This is a genomic window from Desulfosporosinus nitroreducens (assembly GCF_023897015.1).
GTDB classification, from domain to species: domain Bacteria; phylum Bacillota; class Desulfitobacteriia; order Desulfitobacteriales; family Desulfitobacteriaceae; genus Desulfosporosinus; species Desulfosporosinus nitroreducens.
The window spans coordinates 339,627-359,011 of sequence record NZ_JAMHFY010000002.1 but is presented as its reverse complement, the minus strand read 5'-3'; the positions used below and the strand labels follow the sequence as shown (position 1 = coordinate 359,011).

The window sequence follows — 19,385 nt, the reverse complement described above, 5'->3', positions numbered from 1 at the left end:
GGCGGAAGAACAGAAAATATGAGTAAGAAACGCATACTTACAACTTCCATGGGGGATCAAACTTTGAGACTATTGACACTTCTGATGGCGGTCAGTGTTTTGGTTCTCATGGCTTGGATGGGGTGGCAGATGTTTGACGCAGCACGTCCGAGCATTCAAAAGTTTGGCCTTAGCTTTATTACCAATCGTGTTTGGGATCCAGTAAAGGAACAATTTGGAGCGCTGCCATTTATCTATGGAACATTAGTGACCTCGTTATTGGCCTTGCTCTTGGCAGCCCCTATCGGACTCGGTGTGGCGATCTTTCTTAATGAAATGGCTGAGTCTAAATTTCGTGCTGTGGTTGGATTTTTAGTGGAGATGCTAGCCGCGATTCCAAGTGTTGTCTACGGATTGTGGGGAATTTTTGTCCTAGCTCCTTGGCTTAGAGAAACTGTCGAACCCGGACTAGCTAAGTGGCTGGGCTTTATTCCCCTTTTCCAGGGTACTCCCGTTGGTTTTGGTATGCTCGCCGGAGGACTGATATTAGCAGTGATGATTCTTCCTACGATTGCGGCCATCTCAAGAGAAGTAATGGCCGCTGTGCCCAATATGCAACGTGAAGCTGCCCTAGCCTTAGGGGCAACGAAGTGGGAGATGATTAGGGTGGCTGTTCTGCCCTACGCCAAGTCGGGAATCATGGGTGGGATCATGCTTGGCTTAGGGCGTGCACTTGGGGAAACAATGGCTGTTACTATGGTAATCGGCAATCGTCCTGATATTCTTCCGTCTTTATTTGCGCCTGCCTACTCCATGGCCGCAGTGATTGCCAACGAGTTTACAGAAGCTACGTATGATCTGTATTTAAGTGCTCTTGTCGAAATTGGTCTTATTTTATTCGGGATTACACTTGTGCTTAATTTTTTTGCTCGACTCCTTGTGTGGTCTGTAGCACGCGGTCCTAAGGGAGGAAACGTAGTATGAACGATTACTTTCGAAAATATAAAAACTTAATGATGTTGACTGTTTTTATTGGAGCAACTATTATTGCCCTAATCCCATTGTTTGGAGTCTTAGGGTATGTCGTAAAGAATGGCCTGAGCGCTTTAAACTTACAGTTTTTTGTTAATTTACCGAAAGCAATGGGATTGCCTGGAGGCGGGATGGCCAATGCGATAGCAGGTACTTTGATCATGGTTTTAATTGCCAGTGCTCTTGGTATTCCCATTGGTATCCTGGCGGCAATCTATTTAACAGAATACGACCGTCACAGTTGGCTGAGTACGGCAGTTCGTTTTGCAACCGACGTTTTGACAGGTATTCCTTCGATAATTGTTGGTATAGTCATATACACCGCAGTAGTCTTGAAAATGGGAAATTTCTCTGCTCTTGCGGGAGGACTTTCTCTAGCTGTGATAATGATCCCATTAATCATTCGATCGACAGAAGAAATGCTAAAGCTGGTTTCCCATTCGATCAGAGAAGCGGGGTTCGCTTTGGGGATTTCTAAAGCTAAAACGATTTTGAAAATTGTTTTACCGACCGCCGCAAAAGGAATAATTACAGGGGCAATGCTGGCAGTTGCACGTGTTGCAGGGGAAACTGCCCCCTTATTGTTCACCGCTTTAGGAAATCAATATTGGTCACGCTCCCTGAATGAACCAACAGCTTCTTTGCCGGTTCAGATTTTTCAGTATGCAACGTCTCCTTATAAGGAGTGGCACCAACTTGCTTGGGCTGGATCTTTAGTATTAATTTTAATGGTAATTACTTTGAATTTAGTAGCACGATATGCATTTCGATCGAAAAGTATTTAGAGGGGGTACAGTACTGATGGGGCAGACTTTAAGTGTCAGGCAACTTGAAGCGTGGTATGGGTCTAATAAAACCCTTAAAGGCATAAATATGGAGGTTGCATCAAATCATGTGACAGCAATTATTGGACCGTCGGGGTGCGGGAAGTCAACTTTCGTTCGTTGTATAAACCGTATGCATGAGACGATGCCAGGGACAAAAGTTAAAGGGGAAATAATTTTAGATGGAAAAAGTATTTATGATCAAGATCCTGTGGCATTACGAAAAATGGTAGGGATGGTGTTTCAAAAACCAAATCCTTTTCCTTCTATGAGCATTTACGAAAATGTAGTAGCTGGTGTTCGGCTCAATGGGATGAGAAACAAGCAGAACTTACAAGGTATTGCAGAAAAAAGTTTGCGTATGGCCGCCTTATGGGATGAAGTTAAAGACCGCTTGAATTATTCGGGCATGAGCTTGTCAGGCGGGCAGCAGCAACGTCTGTGTATCGCCAGGGCTCTGGCAGTTGAACCATCCGTACTGCTGATGGATGAGCCGGCCTCAGCATTAGACCCTATAGCAACTACTCACATTGAGGAATTAGTCAGGCAACTGAAAGAAGATTACACGATCCTTATAGTAACGCATAATATGCAACAGGCTGCCCGAATTGCTGACTCCACAGCATTTTTTCTTAATGGAGAATTGGTGGAGCATGGTGCAACTTCGGAAATTTTTACAAACCCGAATGATAAGCGAACTGAGGACTATATTACTGGGCGTTTTGGCTAAAAAAGGAGGGAATTTGATGCGTCAGACACTTAATGAAGGGCAGCTCTTTTTGATACAGTTATTGAAAGATATGGGAAACGAAGTTGAGCGGATTCTACAAGGGTGTATGCAAACTCTAATATCCTTAGACCGAAAACAAGCCGAATTTTGGATAGCAGAAGATCAGAAAGTCAATGATTTTGAACGTCAAGTAGATGACGAGTGTGTACGCTTAATAGCTACTCAGCAACCAGTGGCAAAGGACTTACGAATGATTATTTCTGCAATGAAAATATCGACGGATCTTGAACGGATGGGGGATTTAGCGATTGACATTGCTAAAATAGTGCGGAGAATTGAGGGCCCTTTATTAAAACAGCTTATTGATATCCCACTCATGGCTGAAAAGGCCCTTGGAATGATGAGGCAGGGTCTGGAAGCCTACGCTAGCGAGGATATGGACCTTGCGCATGATCTGGCAGTTCTGGACGACCAAGTTGATCATTTGTATAAAAAAGTGGTGCGAGATCTGTTAATCATTATGACGGAAAAACCGGAAGTCTTGGATCAGGGCATGTACTTAGCCTTTGTGGGACGTTATCTCGAGAGATTTGCAGATCATGCAACTAATATTGGGGAAAATGTAATTTATATTTCGACAGCAGGCAGGCAGGATCTGAATAAATAAGTTAATTGCAGGAAACTATGAGTGACTGGATGCATACTTTAAGATGCAATATTTTTTGACCTTGTGGAAGTGTTGGTTTATACTAAGAAAAGCAGACCAATGATATGAGGTGTAACGTTGACGAAGAAAGTAGCAGTTGTCACTTTGGGGTGTCCAAAAAATCAAGTGGACAGCGAAGTAATGTCAGGATTACTGGCCCAAAATCATATATTTATCGAAAATCCTGAAGAAGCAGATGTTATTATTGTAAATACCTGTACATTTATTCAATCTGCTAAGGAAGAATCAATTGAAGCGATTTTTGAAATGGCAAGTCTCAAGAAAACTGGTGCTTGCCAGACTTTGATTGCGACAGGTTGCTTAGCTCAACGCTACGGTTCTGAGTTAATGCAGGACATCCCTGAATTAGATGGGGTACTTGGGACAGGAAATATTGATGAAATAACGAAGTTGGTTCAAGAGACTGAGAAAAAACGAACGTCCCTGATTAAACAAGGAGCCCCTGATTTCCTTCATAATGAGTTGATGGCAAGAATTCGGTCTACGCCGGATTATTTAGCGTATGTGAAGGTCGCTGAGGGCTGCGATAACTATTGTACCTATTGTGTCATTCCTTATGTTCGGGGACATTTCCGCAGTCGCCCGCAGGAATCAGTGATACATGAGGTACAGGAGATGGCTGCCCAAGGAGTTAAGGAAATCCTGATCATGGGCCAAGACACTACGCGTTATGGACAGGATCTTTATGAGGAACTTCGCCTGCCTCAACTAATTCGCGAACTCGCTCGGATCGAGGGAATTGAATGGATTAGATTAATGTATTGTTATCCCGAGCGTTTTACAGATGAATTGATTGAAACTATGCGACAGGAGCCAAAAGTTTGCAAGTATATTGATTTACCTTTGCAACACGCGGATAATAAGATTTTGAAAGATATGAATCGACGAGGAACTATAGAACAAGCTGAAACACTGATCGGAAAATTACGGACAGCTATGCCGGACATAACTATTCGAACGACTATGATTACCGGTTTTCCAGGAGAAACGGAGCAGGAATTTCAATCGATAGTTGATTTTATTCAACGTGTCCAATTTGATCGTCTTGGGGTGTTTGCCTATTCTCAGGAGGAGAATACGCCAGCGGGTCAAAGAGAAGATCAAGTTCCACCAGAAGTTCGCGAAAAGCGCAGAGACCAAATTATGCAAATCCAACAAGACATATCTCGGCAAAGGCAACAGCGATGGGTTAATCGGGTTGTTACAGTGTTGCTTGAGATGAAATTACCAGACGGGCGGTGGATGGGCCGAACGGAAGGTGACGCTCCTGAAATTGATGGGCAAGTCTATATTCCTGATACTCTTATCTCTCTTCAGGAGGGAGATCTGGTCAAGGTTCGCATCCTTGAGGCGGATAACTACGATTTAATGGGAGTGGTTGTCTCGTGAATTTACCCAATCGTTTAACTATGGCCCGAATTATTTTGATACCGGTGTTTATGACCTTTTTACTGCTGAAGGTTCCCAAAGGTTATACACTTTTCCCCAATCAAGACTTAGTGGCGGCCGTGATCTTTATCTTGGCGGCCGCTACAGATGGCTTGGATGGCTATATTGCGCGCAAACGGAATCAGGTTACGAACTTGGGAAAATTCATGGATCCGTTGGCAGATAAGCTTTTAGTTTCTGCTGCCCTCATTTCTTTGGTCCAACTTGGAGAAGTGACGGCTTGGATTGCTTGGATCATCTTAGCCAGAGAGTTTGCGGTTACAGGCCTGCGAGCCATTGCTGCTGTGGATAGGGTTGTTATCAGTGCCAGTAAACTTGGAAAAATCAAAACGACTACTCAAGTAATTGCGATTTCTGCAATATTATTGCATGATTGGCCTCTATCCCTGATTGGGATATACATTGGTCAACCGCTCTTATATATAGCCCTGTTTTTCACAGTTATTTCTGGTCTGGATTATATGCTTAAGTCTCGTAAATTGTTGCGCAAATAGACTTATAGTGCTTTTTGTATTGGATATAAAAATAATTAATTTTAAAACGAGTGCCATTCTCATAGATTGGCACTCGTTTTAATGTCTTGCTAAATATCATTTGCCTTATTTTTCCCTATTTGGATATAAGATATTTTTTCTGCGTGATATACTACGTGCTATAATGTCGATATAGCATGAAGTGTAGCAAATGGAGGAAGATATAATGACAAATCGCCGAATACTGATAATCAGCCTCGCAGGATTTCTGATATTTGGGTTATTATTAGGGGGCAAGGTAGTCTATCAAAAAAAGTGGGTTGATGTTTCCATCTTGAGCCAAAGTCAACAGATTCCAGGCGTCGTTTCTGCTAAGGTTGAGGATAACAACAGTTTGAAAGAGATGGTTGTGGTGACCGACCAGCTGACCAACCTTCGTCAAGCAAGCAAAACACTTATAAAAGTTGCAAATAATGTTCCAATTCGATTCGTTGACCACAGAAATGATTCCCTTGAGAAACTATTTGGGCAGATTCAGTTTGCCTTACAAGAAGGAATCGCACGTGGGAATTTTACCGAAATGGCGCAAAATGTCAGAATTCAAGCTGAAAAGGAAGGCGTACAATTAGAATTAGAGATGGACAGTGATGCCATATACGTAATCCTTAATCAGGGTCAAGCTCAGTTGATAGAGGTTATCGAACGAAGTGGGCAAGGCCAGTTTCTATCGTCTGAAAAGGAATAAGAGATAAATTTAGAGAGGGAGAACGTATGTATGAAATATGACATCTTGCTAGGCCTTGCTATAGGAGTTTTTGCCTTTTTAGTGGTTATGGGTTATAACGTGTTCCCCGTAGGTTTGCTGCTAGTAACCGCTTATGTTGTTTGGAAATTGGTTATTTCTCGTCAAATCTTGAAAAATGGTAACGGAGTAGCCATAAGCACCACAGGAATTGATTTTGAGGATATTGGAGGTCAGAGTGTCGCTAAAAAAGAACTCCAAGAGGCTTTAGACTTTCTGTTGTACTCTGATCGGATGAAAGCTTTAGGGATCCGTCCTTTGAAGGGAATATTATTATCTGGCCCCACTGGGACGGGGAAAACATTATTAGCCAAAGCTGCGGCTAGACATACAGATTCAGCATTTCTTTCGGTATCAGGCAGTGAATTCGTAGAAATGTATGCCGGTGTCGGGGCGGAACGTGTTCGAGGCTTGTTTCGCAGAGCACGTGAAATGGTACGTAAGGAAAAAAAGACGAGCGCGATTATTTTCATCGATGAGATGGATATCTTAGGGGCGAAGCGTGGAAGTAATGTTTCCCATCATGAATATGATCAAACACTCAATCAACTGCTTATTGAAATGGATGGTCTAAAAGTAGATCAAGGCCCTCACATCCTGGTCATGGCTGCCACAAATCGCCCAGAGGCCTTGGATGCAGCGTTACTTCGCCCAGGGCGATTCGATCGGCAAGTTAAAGTTGATCTTCCCGATAAAGAAGGTCGTTTGGCCATCTTAAAAATCCACACTAAAAATAAGCCTTTAGCGCAAGAGGTTCGTTTAGAAGAAATTGCGCACGAAACGTTCGGGTTTTCAGGGGCCCATTTAGAGAGTGTTACGAATGAAGCTGCTATTCTGGCCTTGCGCGAGGAGGCCAGCGAGATTAGTGAACATCATTTACATGAAGCGGTCGAGAAAGTGATGATGGGAGAAAAACTTGATCGGAAGCCAACATCAGAGGAACTGCGACGTATTGCCATTCATGAAAGCGGGCACGCCATGCTGGCAGAAACAGTCCGGCCTAACTCAGTTTCTCAGATTTCTATCCGTTCAAGAGGAAATGCTTTAGGATATGTTCGTCATTACCCCAAGGATGATTTGTATCTTTATACACAGGCGATGCTTGAAGAGCAGATCATGGTAGCTTTAGCTGGAGCACTTGCGGAAGAGCAAATTCTAGGTACACGAAGTACGGGTGCTGCCGGTGACTATGAACAAGCCTTAAATCTCGTAGAGAAGATGCTTCTCGCGGGAATGTCTCCCTTGGGGGTTACGGACGTTTCTCGGTTGAACGCCGACCAACGTGAGCCTGTGACGAAAGACATTTTAGCACAGCTTGAAGAACGAACAATGAAGATCATTGAGGAGAACAAACAATCCTTATTAGGGATTACTAAGATTCTTGAAGAAGAAGAAACGTTAAGCGGTGAAACCCTGCGAACCTATCTCAAAACTGTAGCCTAAAAAATGCAACCTAAAGAATGCCCTCCTATGGTAGTGATATAATCTATCATAAGAGGGCATTTATATTATTTTAATATTTTGTACGAGTAAGAAGGATATTTTTTGACAAGATCAGAAATAATTAACAAAGTGCATGGTCGTAGCTCGATTTTCACTATTTGTCGTTCGAAGCACGAACTACGAATTTGCAGACCGCGAATTTGCGTTGATTATAGGAGAGTGGTAAACTATATGAAAGCTGAAATTGTCTCAACTGGGACTGAGTTATTACTTGGAGAAACCCTCAATACGAGTGCTCACTATTTGACAGGAAAACTGTCGTTATTAGGCATTGAAGTTGACTATCATACGACAGTGGGGGACAATCCCAAACGATTAGAACAGATTTTACGTCAGGCAATTGAGCGCACTGATTTAATCGTTACAACGGGAGGATTAGGTCCAACAGCAGATGACTTGACGAAGGAACTTGTTGCAAAAGTCTTAGATCTGAAGATGGAGATAGATGCCCCAAGTTTAGAAAACATTAAACAGTTCTTTAGCCGCAGAAAAGCGCCTATGCCTTCAAGTAACGAGAAACAAGCCTTTTTTCCCGAAGGCTCGAAAGTATTACCTAACCCTATAGGAACTGCCCCAGGTGCCATCATTGAAAAAAAAGGTAAGACCGTAATTATATTGCCCGGGCCTCCGTTTGAAATGCAGCCCATGTTCGATAATTATGTTTGGCCTCAATTAGTCTCAATGATTGGACCCCATGTCGAACGGATGAATGAACGTGTCCTAAAAGTCTTTGGAATGGGAGAATCCTCCATAGAGAAAGTACTCGATGATCTAATGAATCTTCCGAACCTTACGATGGCATTGTTGGCTAAAAGAGCAGAGATGCACATACGCTTAGTGGCGAGAAGCACAGAAATAACATCGGGTGAGGCTAAAATGGCGTTGGATCAAGCTGAAGAGGAAATCCGCCGGCGTTTAGGAAATAAAGTATTTGGTCGAGATCAGGAAACCATGATCAGTATTGTAGGAAAGGCCTTGATTAGTAAGGATTTGACAATTTCTACAGCTGAGTCGTGTACAGGGGGTTTACTTGGTGCTGCATTCACACAGGAACCGGGTAGTTCTAAATTCTATTTAGGCGGAGCAGTGAGTTATTCTAATGCCTTAAAACAAAGTCTTCTGGGGGTTGACGAGAAAAGTCTTAAAGCATTTGGGGCAGTGAGTGAAGAGGTTGCCAAGGAAATGGCAGAAGGAATTCGTTCTAAGACGGGATCAGCTTTGGCTGTCTCTACTACGGGAATAGCGGGGCCAGATGGAGGCACTAATGAAAAACCAGTAGGGCTTGTTTACATTGGTTTTGCAACGGCTAATGGTGTTCATGCTGAAAAATTTCAGTTCTATGGTGAACGGGAGTCTGTCCGTCAGTTGACCGTTCAAGCTGCCCTTAATGGAGTACGCCTTTATGTTAAACAGTGAAGGGAGATTACAATTAGGTGATGGTTGAACGTTTACAAACCTTTGGTGATATACAGTTAAGTAAACCCATTTTACAAGCCCTGTCAGAGATGGGGTTTGAAGAGCCTTCTCCGATTCAAAAAGAAGCAATTCCGGTTGCCCTTGATGGGGTTGACCTAATCGGGCAGGCCCAGACAGGAACGGGTAAAACGGCTGCTTTTGGAATTCCTATTACGGAAAAGGTGAATTCGAAATTTCAAGCAGTGCAAGCGCTTATTGTCACTCCTACTCGAGAACTGGCAATACAGGTTGCGGAGGAAATCGCAAAACTTGGAAAGTATAGGCACGTCAAACCGTTGCCGATTTATGGCGGGCAACCTATTGACCGTCAGATTAGAGCCTTGAGAATGGGATATCAGGTGGTTGTCGGAACTCCTGGGCGGTTGTTAGACCATTTAAATCGGGGAACACTTCGTCTGCAACATGTGAAAATGGTGGTTCTGGATGAAGCTGACGAAATGCTGGACATGGGCTTTATTGAGGACATCGAGAGTCTTCTAAGGGAGGTCCCTGCTGAAGGAAGGCAAGTTCTGCTCTTTTCGGCAACGATGCCCCCAGGAATTCGTAAATTGGCCCAGACCTATATGAATTCCCCCCGTTCTGTCACGGTCAGTCGAGATGAATTAACCGTTCCATTAATTGATCAGGTTTTCTATGAAACGAGAGAAAGCATTAAAGTTGATGCTTTAGGCCGTATCATTGATATGGAGGATATCGGACAAGGGATTATTTTCTGCCGCACGAAGCGTGGGGTGGATGAATTGGTGGTGTCGCTTGAAGCTCGAGGATATTTTGCAGATGCTTTGCATGGGGATTTAAGCCAACAGCAACGGGACCGTGTCATGAAACGGTTCAGAGATGGGAAATCTGAATTATTGGTAGCTACAGATGTTGCTGCACGTGGCTTAGATATTAATAATGTCACCCATGTTATTAACTTTGATATTCCTCAAGATCCGGTATCGTATGTGCATCGGATTGGTCGAACTGGACGAGTGGGCCGTAAAGGGCAAGCTATAACTCTAATTTCCCCAAAAGAATACCGCCAACTTCGCCTGATTGAGAATCTTATTAAAACGAGAATTCGTCGGCAAGAGCTTCCTTCAATGGCTGATATAAGTGAGCGCCAAGCAGAAAATATTAAGAATCAACTTATTAAACTAATGCAAAGTAATCGCTTGGGCAGTTATCGTGCGATTGTAGGGGACTTGCTCCAAGAATATGATTCCATGGATGTGGCAGCTGCTGCCTTGAAGTATGCTATCGAGGGAGCCAATGTGGACGAAATCGACAATAGCAAAGACCCTGATGAACGGCTTTTTGGAAAAACGGGAGCAACACCAGGCATGGTGCGATTTTTTATTAATATTGGCAGAGTTCAACAAATTCGTCCTCAGGATATTATTCGTTGGATTGCAGATCAAAGCGGAATTTCTGGAAGCAGTATTGGAATAATAAATATTTATGATAAGTTCACCTTTGTAGAGATTCCTGATAAATATGCTTCCAGAGTTCAGAGCTGCATGCATCAGACAATGATAAAAGGGCGCAAGGTGAGTGTTGAACCAGCTAAGGCACGTGAAAACTCTGATGTTTAATCAGTTTTAAAGTGGTCTTTTTGAAAGCTAATCCTAATGACAATAGTAGAAATGACGTGCGGAAACAATATTTTCGCACGTCATTTCTCAATATAAGTCCGTTTTTCAATTTATCAACTAATCTTAATTGCGAACTCAATAAAATGTTAGATTAGCAGTTTTAATGTCGGCAGTTTCATAAACAAATTGACAAGTGTTGAAGGGGGCATCTATAATAGAAACCGAACAGATGTTTCGCTAAAAGAGAAAATGCTAATGCGTTATGACCAAGATGAGGAGGATAAAAGAATGGCCGAAACGAATAAGTTAAAGGCACTTGATATTGCACTTGCTCAGATTGAAAAGCAGTTCGGTAAAGGTTCGATCATGAAACTTGGGGAATCTTCGGCGGGTATGATGATTGATGTTATCCCGACAGGTTCTTTGGCAATAGATCTGGCCTTAGGAGTTGGAGGGGTACCTCGCGGGCGGGTAATCGAAATTTACGGACCAGAGTCTTCAGGAAAGACTACTGTAGCGCTTCATATCATTGCTGAAGCCCAAAAACTGGGCGGAGCTGCTGCGTTCATAGATGCTGAGCATGCCCTCGATCCAGTGTATGCAAAAGCATTAGGGGTTAATATCGACGACTTGCTTGTTGCACAGCCAGATACAGGTGAACAAGGGTTGGAAATCTGCGAGGCCCTTGTGCGCAGTGCTGCCGTCGATGTGGTTGTGGTTGACTCTGTAGCTGCCTTAGTTCCTCGCGCCGAGATTGAAGGTGAAATGGGGGATAATCATGTCGGATTGCATGCTCGCCTAATGTCCCAGGCTTTGCGTAAGTTGACAGGATCCATTAGTAAGAGTAATACTTGTGTTATTTTTATTAACCAAATTCGGGAAAAGATCGGAGTTATGTTTGGCAGTCCGGAGACAACTACAGGCGGACGAGCGCTTAAGTTTTATGCCTCGATTCGGATGGATATACGCCGCCAAGAAGCCATAAAATCAGGGCAGGATGTAATAGGAAACAAAACCCGGGTCAAAGTCGTCAAAAACAAAGTTGCCCCGCCCTTTAAAATAGCAGATTTTGATATTATGTACGGAGAAGGTATTTCTCGTGAGGGGAGTATCGTGGATATAGGCACAGAGATGGAAGTTATTGCAAAATCAGGGGCTTGGTATTCCTATCAAGGAGAGCGTCTGGGGCAAGGGCGAGAGAACGTTAAAGAGTACCTTAAACAACACCCGGAGATGGCTGACGAACTCGAGCAACAGATTCGTGCTAACTTGGTCCCTATAGTAACCACTGATGCAACAGAGGACGATGGTACATTTGACGAGCGCTAAACCTCGCAGAAGCGCCAAGGATGTTGCGCTGGATTGTTTATCTCGGAAGGCTTTAACCTATTGCGAATTAGAGACTCGTCTCAAGGAAAAAGGCTATGAAAGCTCAGAGATTAGAGCAGTGTTGGAAAAAATGCTGGAATGGGGTTATCTTAACGACGAAGAGTTGGCTTTTATGTATTCTAAAAGTCGCCTAAAGCGTTATTCTCGGCGCAGGGTTCAACAAGATATGCAGAATCGAGGATTAGTACCTCAATTAATCGAACAAGCCTTGGGAGAAAACTATTCAAGTAATGATGAGTTTGAACAATGCCTAACTCTCGCTGAACGTTGGTGGGTACAAGAGGGCAAGCGTTGGGAACATAAAAATGCGATAGAAAATGCAAAAAAAATGATTCCACGTGAATTATGGGTTCAGCAAAAAATTGCCCGGAAGCTTATTCAACGGGGGTATCCCACAGATATGGTGAGAAACGTACTTTCTCGGATTAAAATTAATCAGAGTGAAGATGTGGAGATATAGCCCAGTGTATAGAATTCATCCATTTAGGACAAGCTTGACATTGGTTGCAAATGATATTAAAATCTTAACAGAGACCTGTCTCTGTTAAGATTTAACCTTTAAAGGTTTTCTTATAGATTTCGTTGTAGTTAGCTAAAATAAGGGGTTTTTTGACTAGCGAGCGAGAGTTGTAGGAAACAGGAGAAGACACCTGTTTTAAAGGTTATGCTTAAAAGTGACTGGTTTTGGAAACCAGTTTTTTTTATTTAGAAATAATAAAGTTAAAGTTCAAACAAAGGAGGTGTGTAGACGTATGATGGAACTAATTATTACCGGGTTAATCTCCGTATTAGTGGGATTAGGTTTAGGTGTCTTGGCAGGCTGGGTTTTTCGTAAGAATACTGCTGAAAAGAGTATCGGATCCGCGGAAGAAGAAGCAAAACGGATCGTTGAGAATGCTCATTCTGCAGCTGAAAGCAAGAAAAGAGAATCTGTCGTTGCGGCCAAAGAAGAAGTCATGCATATTCGCAATGAAGTAGAAAAGGAAACCCGAGAGCGACGTAACGAACTCCAACGGCTTGAACGACGCTTAGTCCAAAAAGAAGAGAGTCTAGACCGCAAAATTGAGTCATTGGAACGTAAAGAGGAAAACCTACACCGCAAAGAAAACGAAGTAGAACAGCTAAAAGAAGAGTTGAATCAAATTGTAGGCAAGGAACAAGCAGAACTTGAACGTTTGTCGGGCATGACCTCAGAAGAAGCTAAACAACTGTTGCTTAAACGTGTCGAAGAAGACGTTCGCTATGAATCGGCGATTCTAATTAAAGAAATTGAAACTCGTGCAAAAGAAGAAGCTGAGAAACGGGCAAAGAATATTATTGCCTTAGCAATACAGCGATGCGCGGCAGACCATGTTGCCGAAACGACGGTATCTGTTGTAGCATTGCCGAGTGACGAAATGAAAGGACGGATCATTGGTCGCGAGGGACGTAATATCCGTACTTTAGAAACCCTTACAGGGATTGATCTTATCATTGATGATACTCCCGAGGCCGTAATTTTATCGGGTTTTGATCCAATTCGCAGAGAGGTTGCTCGAATTGCTCTTGAAAAACTCATTGCAGATGGACGTATTCACCCAGCCCGAATTGAAGAGATGGTAGAAAAGGCTCAGAAGGAAGTTGATCAAAAGATTCGGGAAGAAGGGGAACAGGCAACCTTTGAAACAGGTGTGCATGGGTTGCACCCAGAATTAATCCGTTTGCTTGGCCGACTAAAATTCCGAACAAGTTATGGACAAAATGTCTTGAAGCACTCGACAGAAGTATCTCATTTAGCGGGATTAATGGCTGCGGAGTTGGGTGTTGATATTCAACTTGCTAAACGAGCTGGTCTGTTGCATGATATCGGCAAAGCTGTCGATCATGATATGGAAGGGACTCACGTGCAAATTGGAGTTGACTTGGCCAGAAAATACAAGGAATCCAGTGATGTTACTCATGCCATTGAAGCGCATCATAACGATGTTGAACCAAAAACCGTCGTTGCGGTACTTGTCGCTGCTGCCGATGCAGTTTCTGCGGCTCGGCCAGGAGCACGCAGAGAAACCCTTGAAACGTATATTAAGCGTTTACAAAAACTTGAGGAAATTGCTGAAAGTTTTGAAGGGGTTGAAAAGTGTTTTGCTATTCAAGCCGGACGGGAAGTTCGCATTATCGTTAAACCAGACAAAATTGATGATGTGCTAGCTCCACGCGTTGCTCGTGAGATTAGCAAGCGGATTGAAGAAGAACTTGAATATCCTGGACAAATCAAGGTTGTCGTCATCCGTGAGACTCGAGCAGTTGACTTCGCGAAATAATATTTAATAGTAAAATCTTTAATCAGGCGATCCTGTGGATCGTCTGATTTTTGTATGTAGGGCATTATCCCATAAATGACCAGCTCGATTGAGCAGTGTTTGAGCAGGAAATTGCAAGCCGATGCCGAATAGTTAAGAATGTTAGACAGCGTATAGAGAGGGCTGAAAACAAGGATGTTAAGTAATATGCAATATAAAGATGGAGGACGTTTACAAGATGGAGTTGGGTTGCTAACCTCAATCTTGATGAGATATACCGAGGTAGGGTCAGTTCATTATTGGCGGGAACAACATGCCCTAAAGTTCACGTTCATGGTTACGCAACCCCAAGAAGTCAAATCTTTGCGTGAATTTCTAATACCGGCTTTGGAATTCTTTCATCAACTTGAGGGAATGAAGATGCGAGTCTTTGATATCGCCAGCCGGAGCGAGGAAGGCGTTTGTGTGATAACGATAACACGAGATGTTGACAGTATGTCTCAACGTGAAGTAGGACTTATCGTTGAACTTTTAAAGAGAAAATTTAAAAACCAGTTGGTCTATGATGAAATGTACCTGCCTGAAGATGAACAGATCTATCAAGAGGAAATGATAGCCCAAATGCTGTCGTCGATTCAGAGCAATGATATAAATAAAAACGTTGTTGCGTTGCGAGAAGAAGGTAAGGTCTTGGTGTTTAAGTCCTAGTTTCCTTTATATACTAATGTTCTAAGGCACAAAACTTCATAAAAACACAGTTATTATCTTAATGAAATAATGGTATCCTATGTATATGGCTAAATACAGTTTAGCCGTGGGAAGGGGGAATACTTTTTTGCGAATACTATTTATTGGAGATATAGTAGGTAAGCCTGGAAGGGAAGCAATTAAAAAATTTTTAAAACCGCTACAGCTTGAGCATCAAATTGATGTAACCATTGCCAATGGTGAAAATGCAGCAGCTGGAAAAGGCTTAACAAAGGAAATCGCTGAAGAACTTTATACCAATGGGATTCAATTTTTGACGATGGGTAATCATGTTTGGGATCAAAGAGAAATTATGAACTTCATTGATCGTGAGCCCAGACTTATTCGACCAGCTAATTATCCAGTGGGAGCACCTGGGCAAGGGCATGGCTACATACGTACTATGGGTAAAAAAATTGGCATTCTAAATCTCTCAGGTCGAGTATTCTTACCACCTCTAGACGACCCTTTTAGTGGGGCAATACGCTGGATCAATCAGATCAAACAAGAAACTCCAATAGTTATTGTGGACTTCCATGCTGAGGCAACTTCGGAAAAGGTCGCTTTGGGCTGGTTCCTCGATGGTAAAGTTAGCGCAGTCTTGGGTACGCATACTCATATTCAGACTGCCGATGCTCGCTTACTTCATCAAGGTACAGCTTACATAACTGATGTAGGTATGACTGGACCCAGAGACTCTGTTTTAGGAGTAAAGAAGGAAATTATTATTAATCGTTTTTTGACTCAACTGCCTGCGAAGTTTGAATTGGCAAGTGGTCCTATACAGTTGAATGCTGTGGTCTTGGATATTGATGAGGATACCGGAAGAACGCGTAAAATTAACACAATTCAAATGTTTGATGAAGGTTAATTTCGATGTACGAATATATTGTGAAACGGGCTCGAAATACGCTGGAGCTTTCATACTTTAATAGAAATCTGAAAATTCTTTATCTGCAATAGAGGATTTTGTCTGCTTGCTCTCGAATACATATATTCTAAGTTGTGGTAATACTTGTAAATGAATTCGAGCAGGAGGATGTGTCTAATGGAAGTTTTAAAAGTCTCAGCAAAATCAAGCCCGAATGCGGTTGCAGGAGCTCTTGCGGGGGTACTTCGTGAAAAAGGCGGCGCCGAACTGCAAGCTATTGGCGCTGGTGCTTTAAACCAAGCTGTAAAGGCGGTTGCAATTGCACGCGGTTTTGTAGCTCCGAGTGGAGTCGATCTTATATGTATTCCAGCATTTACAGATGTGATAATTGAGGGAGAAGAGAGAACAGCCATTAAGTTGATAGTACAGTCCCGATAAGGCGGTTCAAGGACAAATGTATGATAACTCACCTGTTTGCTTAGGTCATAAGCAGACAGGTGTTTATTATACTGTCTGGAAAGTCCCTTCGCTTTCGGCGGGGTGCCTTGCTATCCATGGCGGCACTCTAAGCTTGAACATCCTTTATAGAGTTAACCCTGCGGGGATACTTGGTCATTTATGACCGACGATCCTTCTCGCATGTTACTCTTTATGTATCTGAGGAGGCAGTTTTATGAATCCCTATATTGTTGACGGTCATTGTGACAGTTTAATCGATTTTGTCAAGGGTGAAAGGACATTGCAGGACCCTTCTGAAGGAGGGCATTGGGATACCACGCGAGCTAGAATGTCAGGAGTATGTCTTCAGTTTCTGGCCGCCTATATTGAGGCAGAGTATAAGCCATTTATGGCCACAACCCGGGGACTGCAGCTTATAGAAGGAGCTAACCGATTTATAGCGGGTCATCCTGATCAGCTCTTTCCGATTCTAGGAAAGAAGGATCTCTCACTAATTCCTGACCCTGAGCGGACAGGGATTTTGCTAAGTGTAGAGGGCGGGGAAATTCTAGGGCAAAACCTCTTTATGCTGGATATAATTTATCAATTGGGTGTTAGGGCTTTAGGATTAACTTGGAATCAACGCAATGAATTGGCAGATGGTGCTGATGAAGCAGATACCCAAAGCAGATTGACGAATTTAGGAAAACAAGTTGTTTCGCGAATGAATGAACTAGGCATGCTTATTGATGTTTCTCATCTTAATGAGGCTGGTTTCTGGCATGTGCTAGAATTATCGAAGGACCCTATTGTAGCATCACACTCATGTGCCAAGGCGTTATGCAATCATCCACGTAATTTAACAGATCAACAACTTCGCGCTCTGGCAAAGCATAAAAGCGTTGTCGGGGTGAATTTCTATCCGCAATTTTTAAAGGAAACCGGTATAGCAACGCGAGAAGATGTAGTTCGTCATATTTGCCATATTGCTGATGTTGCAGGGGTAGAAACGGTTGGATTAGGGTCGGATTTTGACGGAATTACTGAAGTTCCTGAGGGATTGGAGCATGTCGGAGATTATTGTTTTCTAATAGACGATTTAAGGAAAGCTGGGTTTTCAAATCAAGAAATTGATAAGATTTCAAGTCAGAACTTTATGCGAATACTCTCTAACGTGTTAAAATAGGTGGGGACAGTTAACCGTAGAAATGGGGTTATAACATGACTTCACCATCTATTTTGTACGAAGCCGATTTACATTGTCATACAACTGAGTCTGACGGATTATTGACTCCCAGAGAACTTATTCACTTAGCTGCAGATTTAGGCTTAAAAGGCATAGGCATCACAGATCATGATACTATTCAAGGATGGAGAGAAGCTGAAGAAGCAGGAGCTTACTATAAGATACAGGTTCTTAGAGGAATAGAGCTTAATACGGATTGGCAGGGGAAAGAAGTTCATATCCTTGGATATGAGGTTGATAATGCATCATGCTATTTGAATGACAAGCTGAGGAGTTTGCGTGACGCTCGCGAGCAACGTATGATAGAAATCCTGAAACGCTTGGCAACACAGGGAATATCCATTTGTGCAGATGAAGTCCGAAAATTGACAAAAGGGGAGTCAATCGGTCGTCCGCATATAGCCCAGGTACTGATAGAACGAGGTTTTGTAAAAAACATCAAAGAAGCTTTTGAGCGTTACATAGGGCTGGGAGCACCGGCTTACGTGCCGCGTTATAAGTTAACCACAGAAGAAGGCATCGAGTTAGTAAGACAAGCCCATGGTATCCCTGTTCTTGCTCACCCTGGGATGCAACGATTAGATGAAGGAATTCCCGCCTGGGTTGAAGTCGGTCTCCAAGGAATCGAAGTTTTACATTCTGAGCATAAGTCGGACGATGTGAGCAGATACAGAGCCATTGCTCAACAGTATAAGTTACTCATGACCGGGGGATCGGATTTTCATGGGGAAGCACGTAAACCTGGAGTTGAGCTTGGACGTTGGGGAGTACCCCTTAGGGTCTTAGAGCAGATTCAAACGTTAGCAAAACTCAATTAAGGTACAGTATCTGCGAAAACAACTGAGTCTTTTTTTACTTAAGGTTTAAAATGCATTTTTCCGGCATACACTATTATTGTAGATAATGCCGGGGGGGCGTAAGATTTGAATTCAATAGACGAAATAAAGTTACTCAGGGATCGTGTCGGGGAATTAGAGCAGCGTGTTGAACATTTAAGAGTAAGTCGTCGAGTGCTTATGAATTTGTTAGAGAAGGTTGAACGTGAAAAGGTGGCTTTAGTTCGCCACCTTGAAAAGGAAAATGTGCGCTTGCAACGAGATAATAAACGTTTCGCGAAATGGATATTTTCTAAAAACAGGGAGATAGTAGAACTCCAAGATAAAATGGAATCATCCGCTCAAAAAGCATGAGTTTGCCGCTTGGTGACTCATGCTTCTTAAAATTAATACATATTATCCGCTTCTTCCAGGATGCGGCCTAAATATGTAGTAGGAGTATGGTGTTCGCGGATTAAAAGACAAACAACAGAATTTACCCCTGCCTTTTTCGCTAAGTATCCGCCCCACAAGGCATGACGCTCATATACTTTCAGAGGGATTGAGAAGATAGAGGGACCTCTTTCAAGGTTAGACCATAAGAAGTGGGGCATTTTATTCATCAAGACTATATAAACCCTTTGCCAGAGGCGGATAGAGGCGACGGATTTCCCACAATCATGAAGGAGAGCAGCGGTAATTAAATCTTGAAATTCGTGAAAAGATATAGGGTTATTTGCTTTAATGATACTCTTAGCAACATCAATCGCATGTCGTTGCTCTGGCTTTGATTGCCGAAGAAAAAGTTTAGATGCCTCAGGGGATAAGTGCTCTATTGCCCAGTCGATATCAGTTTGATTAAGATGAGGAAAGACAGCGCAGATGAATTGGTGTACTCGGTAGAACATTTTTTGCCTCCTTCTTTCCTATCATAATAACCCCAATCTTATTTTACAAGCTGAAAGAGTTTCTTATCCCGCAATGATGATGGCAAGAAGGACCTAAAACCAGTATTATCAAACATGAAC

20 protein-coding genes are annotated in these 19,385 nt (G+C 42.7%); 19 read left to right on the top strand and 1 reads right to left on the bottom strand.

What is annotated here, in order from left to right:
• Nucleotides 1-18: 18 nt before the first annotated feature.
• The 19 genes from pstC (at nt 19) to M8E35_RS03830 (ending at nt 18,732) form a co-directional block, all read left to right on the top strand.
• Nucleotides 19-963, top strand: a complete 945-nt coding sequence (pstC, locus tag M8E35_RS03920; protein ID WP_073029382.1) for a phosphate ABC transporter permease subunit PstC — start codon at nt 19-21, stop codon at nt 961-963.
• Nucleotides 960-1,796 (top strand): phosphate ABC transporter permease PstA, encoded by an 837-nt coding sequence (pstA, locus tag M8E35_RS03915; protein ID WP_252467459.1) that lies wholly within the window; start codon nt 960-962, stop codon nt 1,794-1,796. Before pstC ends, pstA begins: the two co-directional genes overlap by 4 nt.
• A 16-nt stretch (nt 1,797-1,812) precedes the next feature.
• Nucleotides 1,813-2,565: a phosphate ABC transporter ATP-binding protein PstB gene (gene pstB, locus M8E35_RS03910; RefSeq protein ID WP_073029380.1), complete on the top strand. Its 753-nt coding sequence runs from the start codon at nt 1,813-1,815 to the stop codon at nt 2,563-2,565.
• A 16-nt stretch (nt 2,566-2,581) separates the two neighbouring features.
• On the top strand, nt 2,582-3,232 hold the full coding sequence (gene phoU, locus M8E35_RS03905; RefSeq protein WP_252467458.1) for a phosphate signaling complex protein PhoU: 651 nt from the start codon (nt 2,582-2,584) through the stop codon (nt 3,230-3,232).
• Between the two features lie 117 nt (nt 3,233-3,349).
• Entirely contained in the window at nt 3,350-4,681 is a 1,332-nt protein-coding gene (rimO, locus tag M8E35_RS03900; RefSeq protein ID WP_252467457.1) for a 30S ribosomal protein S12 methylthiotransferase RimO, read from the top strand.
• Nucleotides 4,678-5,235, top strand: a complete 558-nt coding sequence (gene pgsA / locus M8E35_RS03895) for a CDP-diacylglycerol--glycerol-3-phosphate 3-phosphatidyltransferase (RefSeq protein ID WP_252467456.1) — start codon at nt 4,678-4,680, stop codon at nt 5,233-5,235. Before rimO ends, pgsA begins: the two co-directional genes overlap by 4 nt.
• A 205-nt stretch (nt 5,236-5,440) precedes the next feature.
• On the top strand, nt 5,441-5,959 hold the full coding sequence (locus tag M8E35_RS03890) for a hypothetical protein (protein ID WP_252467454.1): 519 nt from the start codon (nt 5,441-5,443) through the stop codon (nt 5,957-5,959).
• A 30-nt stretch (nt 5,960-5,989) separates the two neighbouring features.
• Nucleotides 5,990-7,459: an AAA family ATPase gene (locus M8E35_RS03885; RefSeq protein ID WP_252467452.1), complete on the top strand. Its 1,470-nt coding sequence runs from the start codon at nt 5,990-5,992 to the stop codon at nt 7,457-7,459.
• A 231-nt stretch (nt 7,460-7,690) separates the two neighbouring features.
• Complete coding sequence (locus M8E35_RS03880; RefSeq protein ID WP_252467450.1) at nt 7,691-8,935, top strand: competence/damage-inducible protein A; 1,245 nt, start codon at nt 7,691-7,693, stop codon at nt 8,933-8,935.
• A 17-nt stretch (nt 8,936-8,952) separates the two neighbouring features.
• Nucleotides 8,953-10,572, top strand: a complete 1,620-nt coding sequence (locus M8E35_RS03875) for a DEAD/DEAH box helicase (RefSeq protein WP_252467449.1) — start codon at nt 8,953-8,955, stop codon at nt 10,570-10,572.
• Nucleotides 10,573-10,860: 288 nt separating this feature from the next.
• Nucleotides 10,861-11,901: a recombinase RecA gene (gene recA / locus M8E35_RS03870; RefSeq protein WP_252467448.1), complete on the top strand. Its 1,041-nt coding sequence runs from the start codon at nt 10,861-10,863 to the stop codon at nt 11,899-11,901.
• Entirely contained in the window at nt 11,879-12,421 is a 543-nt protein-coding gene (locus tag M8E35_RS03865; protein ID WP_252467447.1) for a regulatory protein RecX, read from the top strand. Before recA ends, M8E35_RS03865 begins: the two co-directional genes overlap by 23 nt.
• Before the next feature lie 292 nt (nt 12,422-12,713).
• Nucleotides 12,714-14,261 (top strand): ribonuclease Y, encoded by a 1,548-nt coding sequence (rny, locus tag M8E35_RS03860; protein ID WP_309446438.1) that lies wholly within the window; start codon nt 12,714-12,716, stop codon nt 14,259-14,261.
• 186 nt (nt 14,262-14,447) lie between these two features.
• Nucleotides 14,448-14,948, top strand: a complete 501-nt coding sequence (locus M8E35_RS03855) for a hypothetical protein (RefSeq protein ID WP_252467446.1) — start codon at nt 14,448-14,450, stop codon at nt 14,946-14,948.
• 127 nt (nt 14,949-15,075) lie between these two features.
• Complete coding sequence (locus M8E35_RS03850; protein ID WP_252467445.1) at nt 15,076-15,858, top strand: TIGR00282 family metallophosphoesterase; 783 nt, start codon at nt 15,076-15,078, stop codon at nt 15,856-15,858.
• Nucleotides 15,859-16,035: 177 nt separating this feature from the next.
• Nucleotides 16,036-16,296, top strand: a complete 261-nt coding sequence (locus M8E35_RS03845; protein ID WP_073029369.1) for a stage V sporulation protein S — start codon at nt 16,036-16,038, stop codon at nt 16,294-16,296.
• A gap of 235 nt (nt 16,297-16,531) precedes the next feature.
• On the top strand, nt 16,532-17,482 hold the full coding sequence (locus M8E35_RS03840) for a dipeptidase (RefSeq protein WP_252467444.1): 951 nt from the start codon (nt 16,532-16,534) through the stop codon (nt 17,480-17,482).
• Between the two features lie 35 nt (nt 17,483-17,517).
• Nucleotides 17,518-18,360: a PHP domain-containing protein gene (locus M8E35_RS03835; RefSeq protein WP_252467443.1), complete on the top strand. Its 843-nt coding sequence runs from the start codon at nt 17,518-17,520 to the stop codon at nt 18,358-18,360.
• Nucleotides 18,361-18,465: 105 nt separating this feature from the next.
• Nucleotides 18,466-18,732, top strand: a complete 267-nt coding sequence (locus M8E35_RS03830; protein ID WP_229249687.1) for a translation initiation factor 2 — start codon at nt 18,466-18,468, stop codon at nt 18,730-18,732.
• A gap of 32 nt (nt 18,733-18,764) precedes the next feature.
• Here M8E35_RS03830 and M8E35_RS03825 read toward each other — a convergent pair whose 3' ends face one another.
• Complete coding sequence (locus tag M8E35_RS03825; protein WP_252467442.1) at nt 18,765-19,265, bottom strand: HD domain-containing protein; 501 nt, start codon at nt 19,263-19,265, stop codon at nt 18,765-18,767.
• Nucleotides 19,266-19,385: the final 120 nt, after the last annotated feature.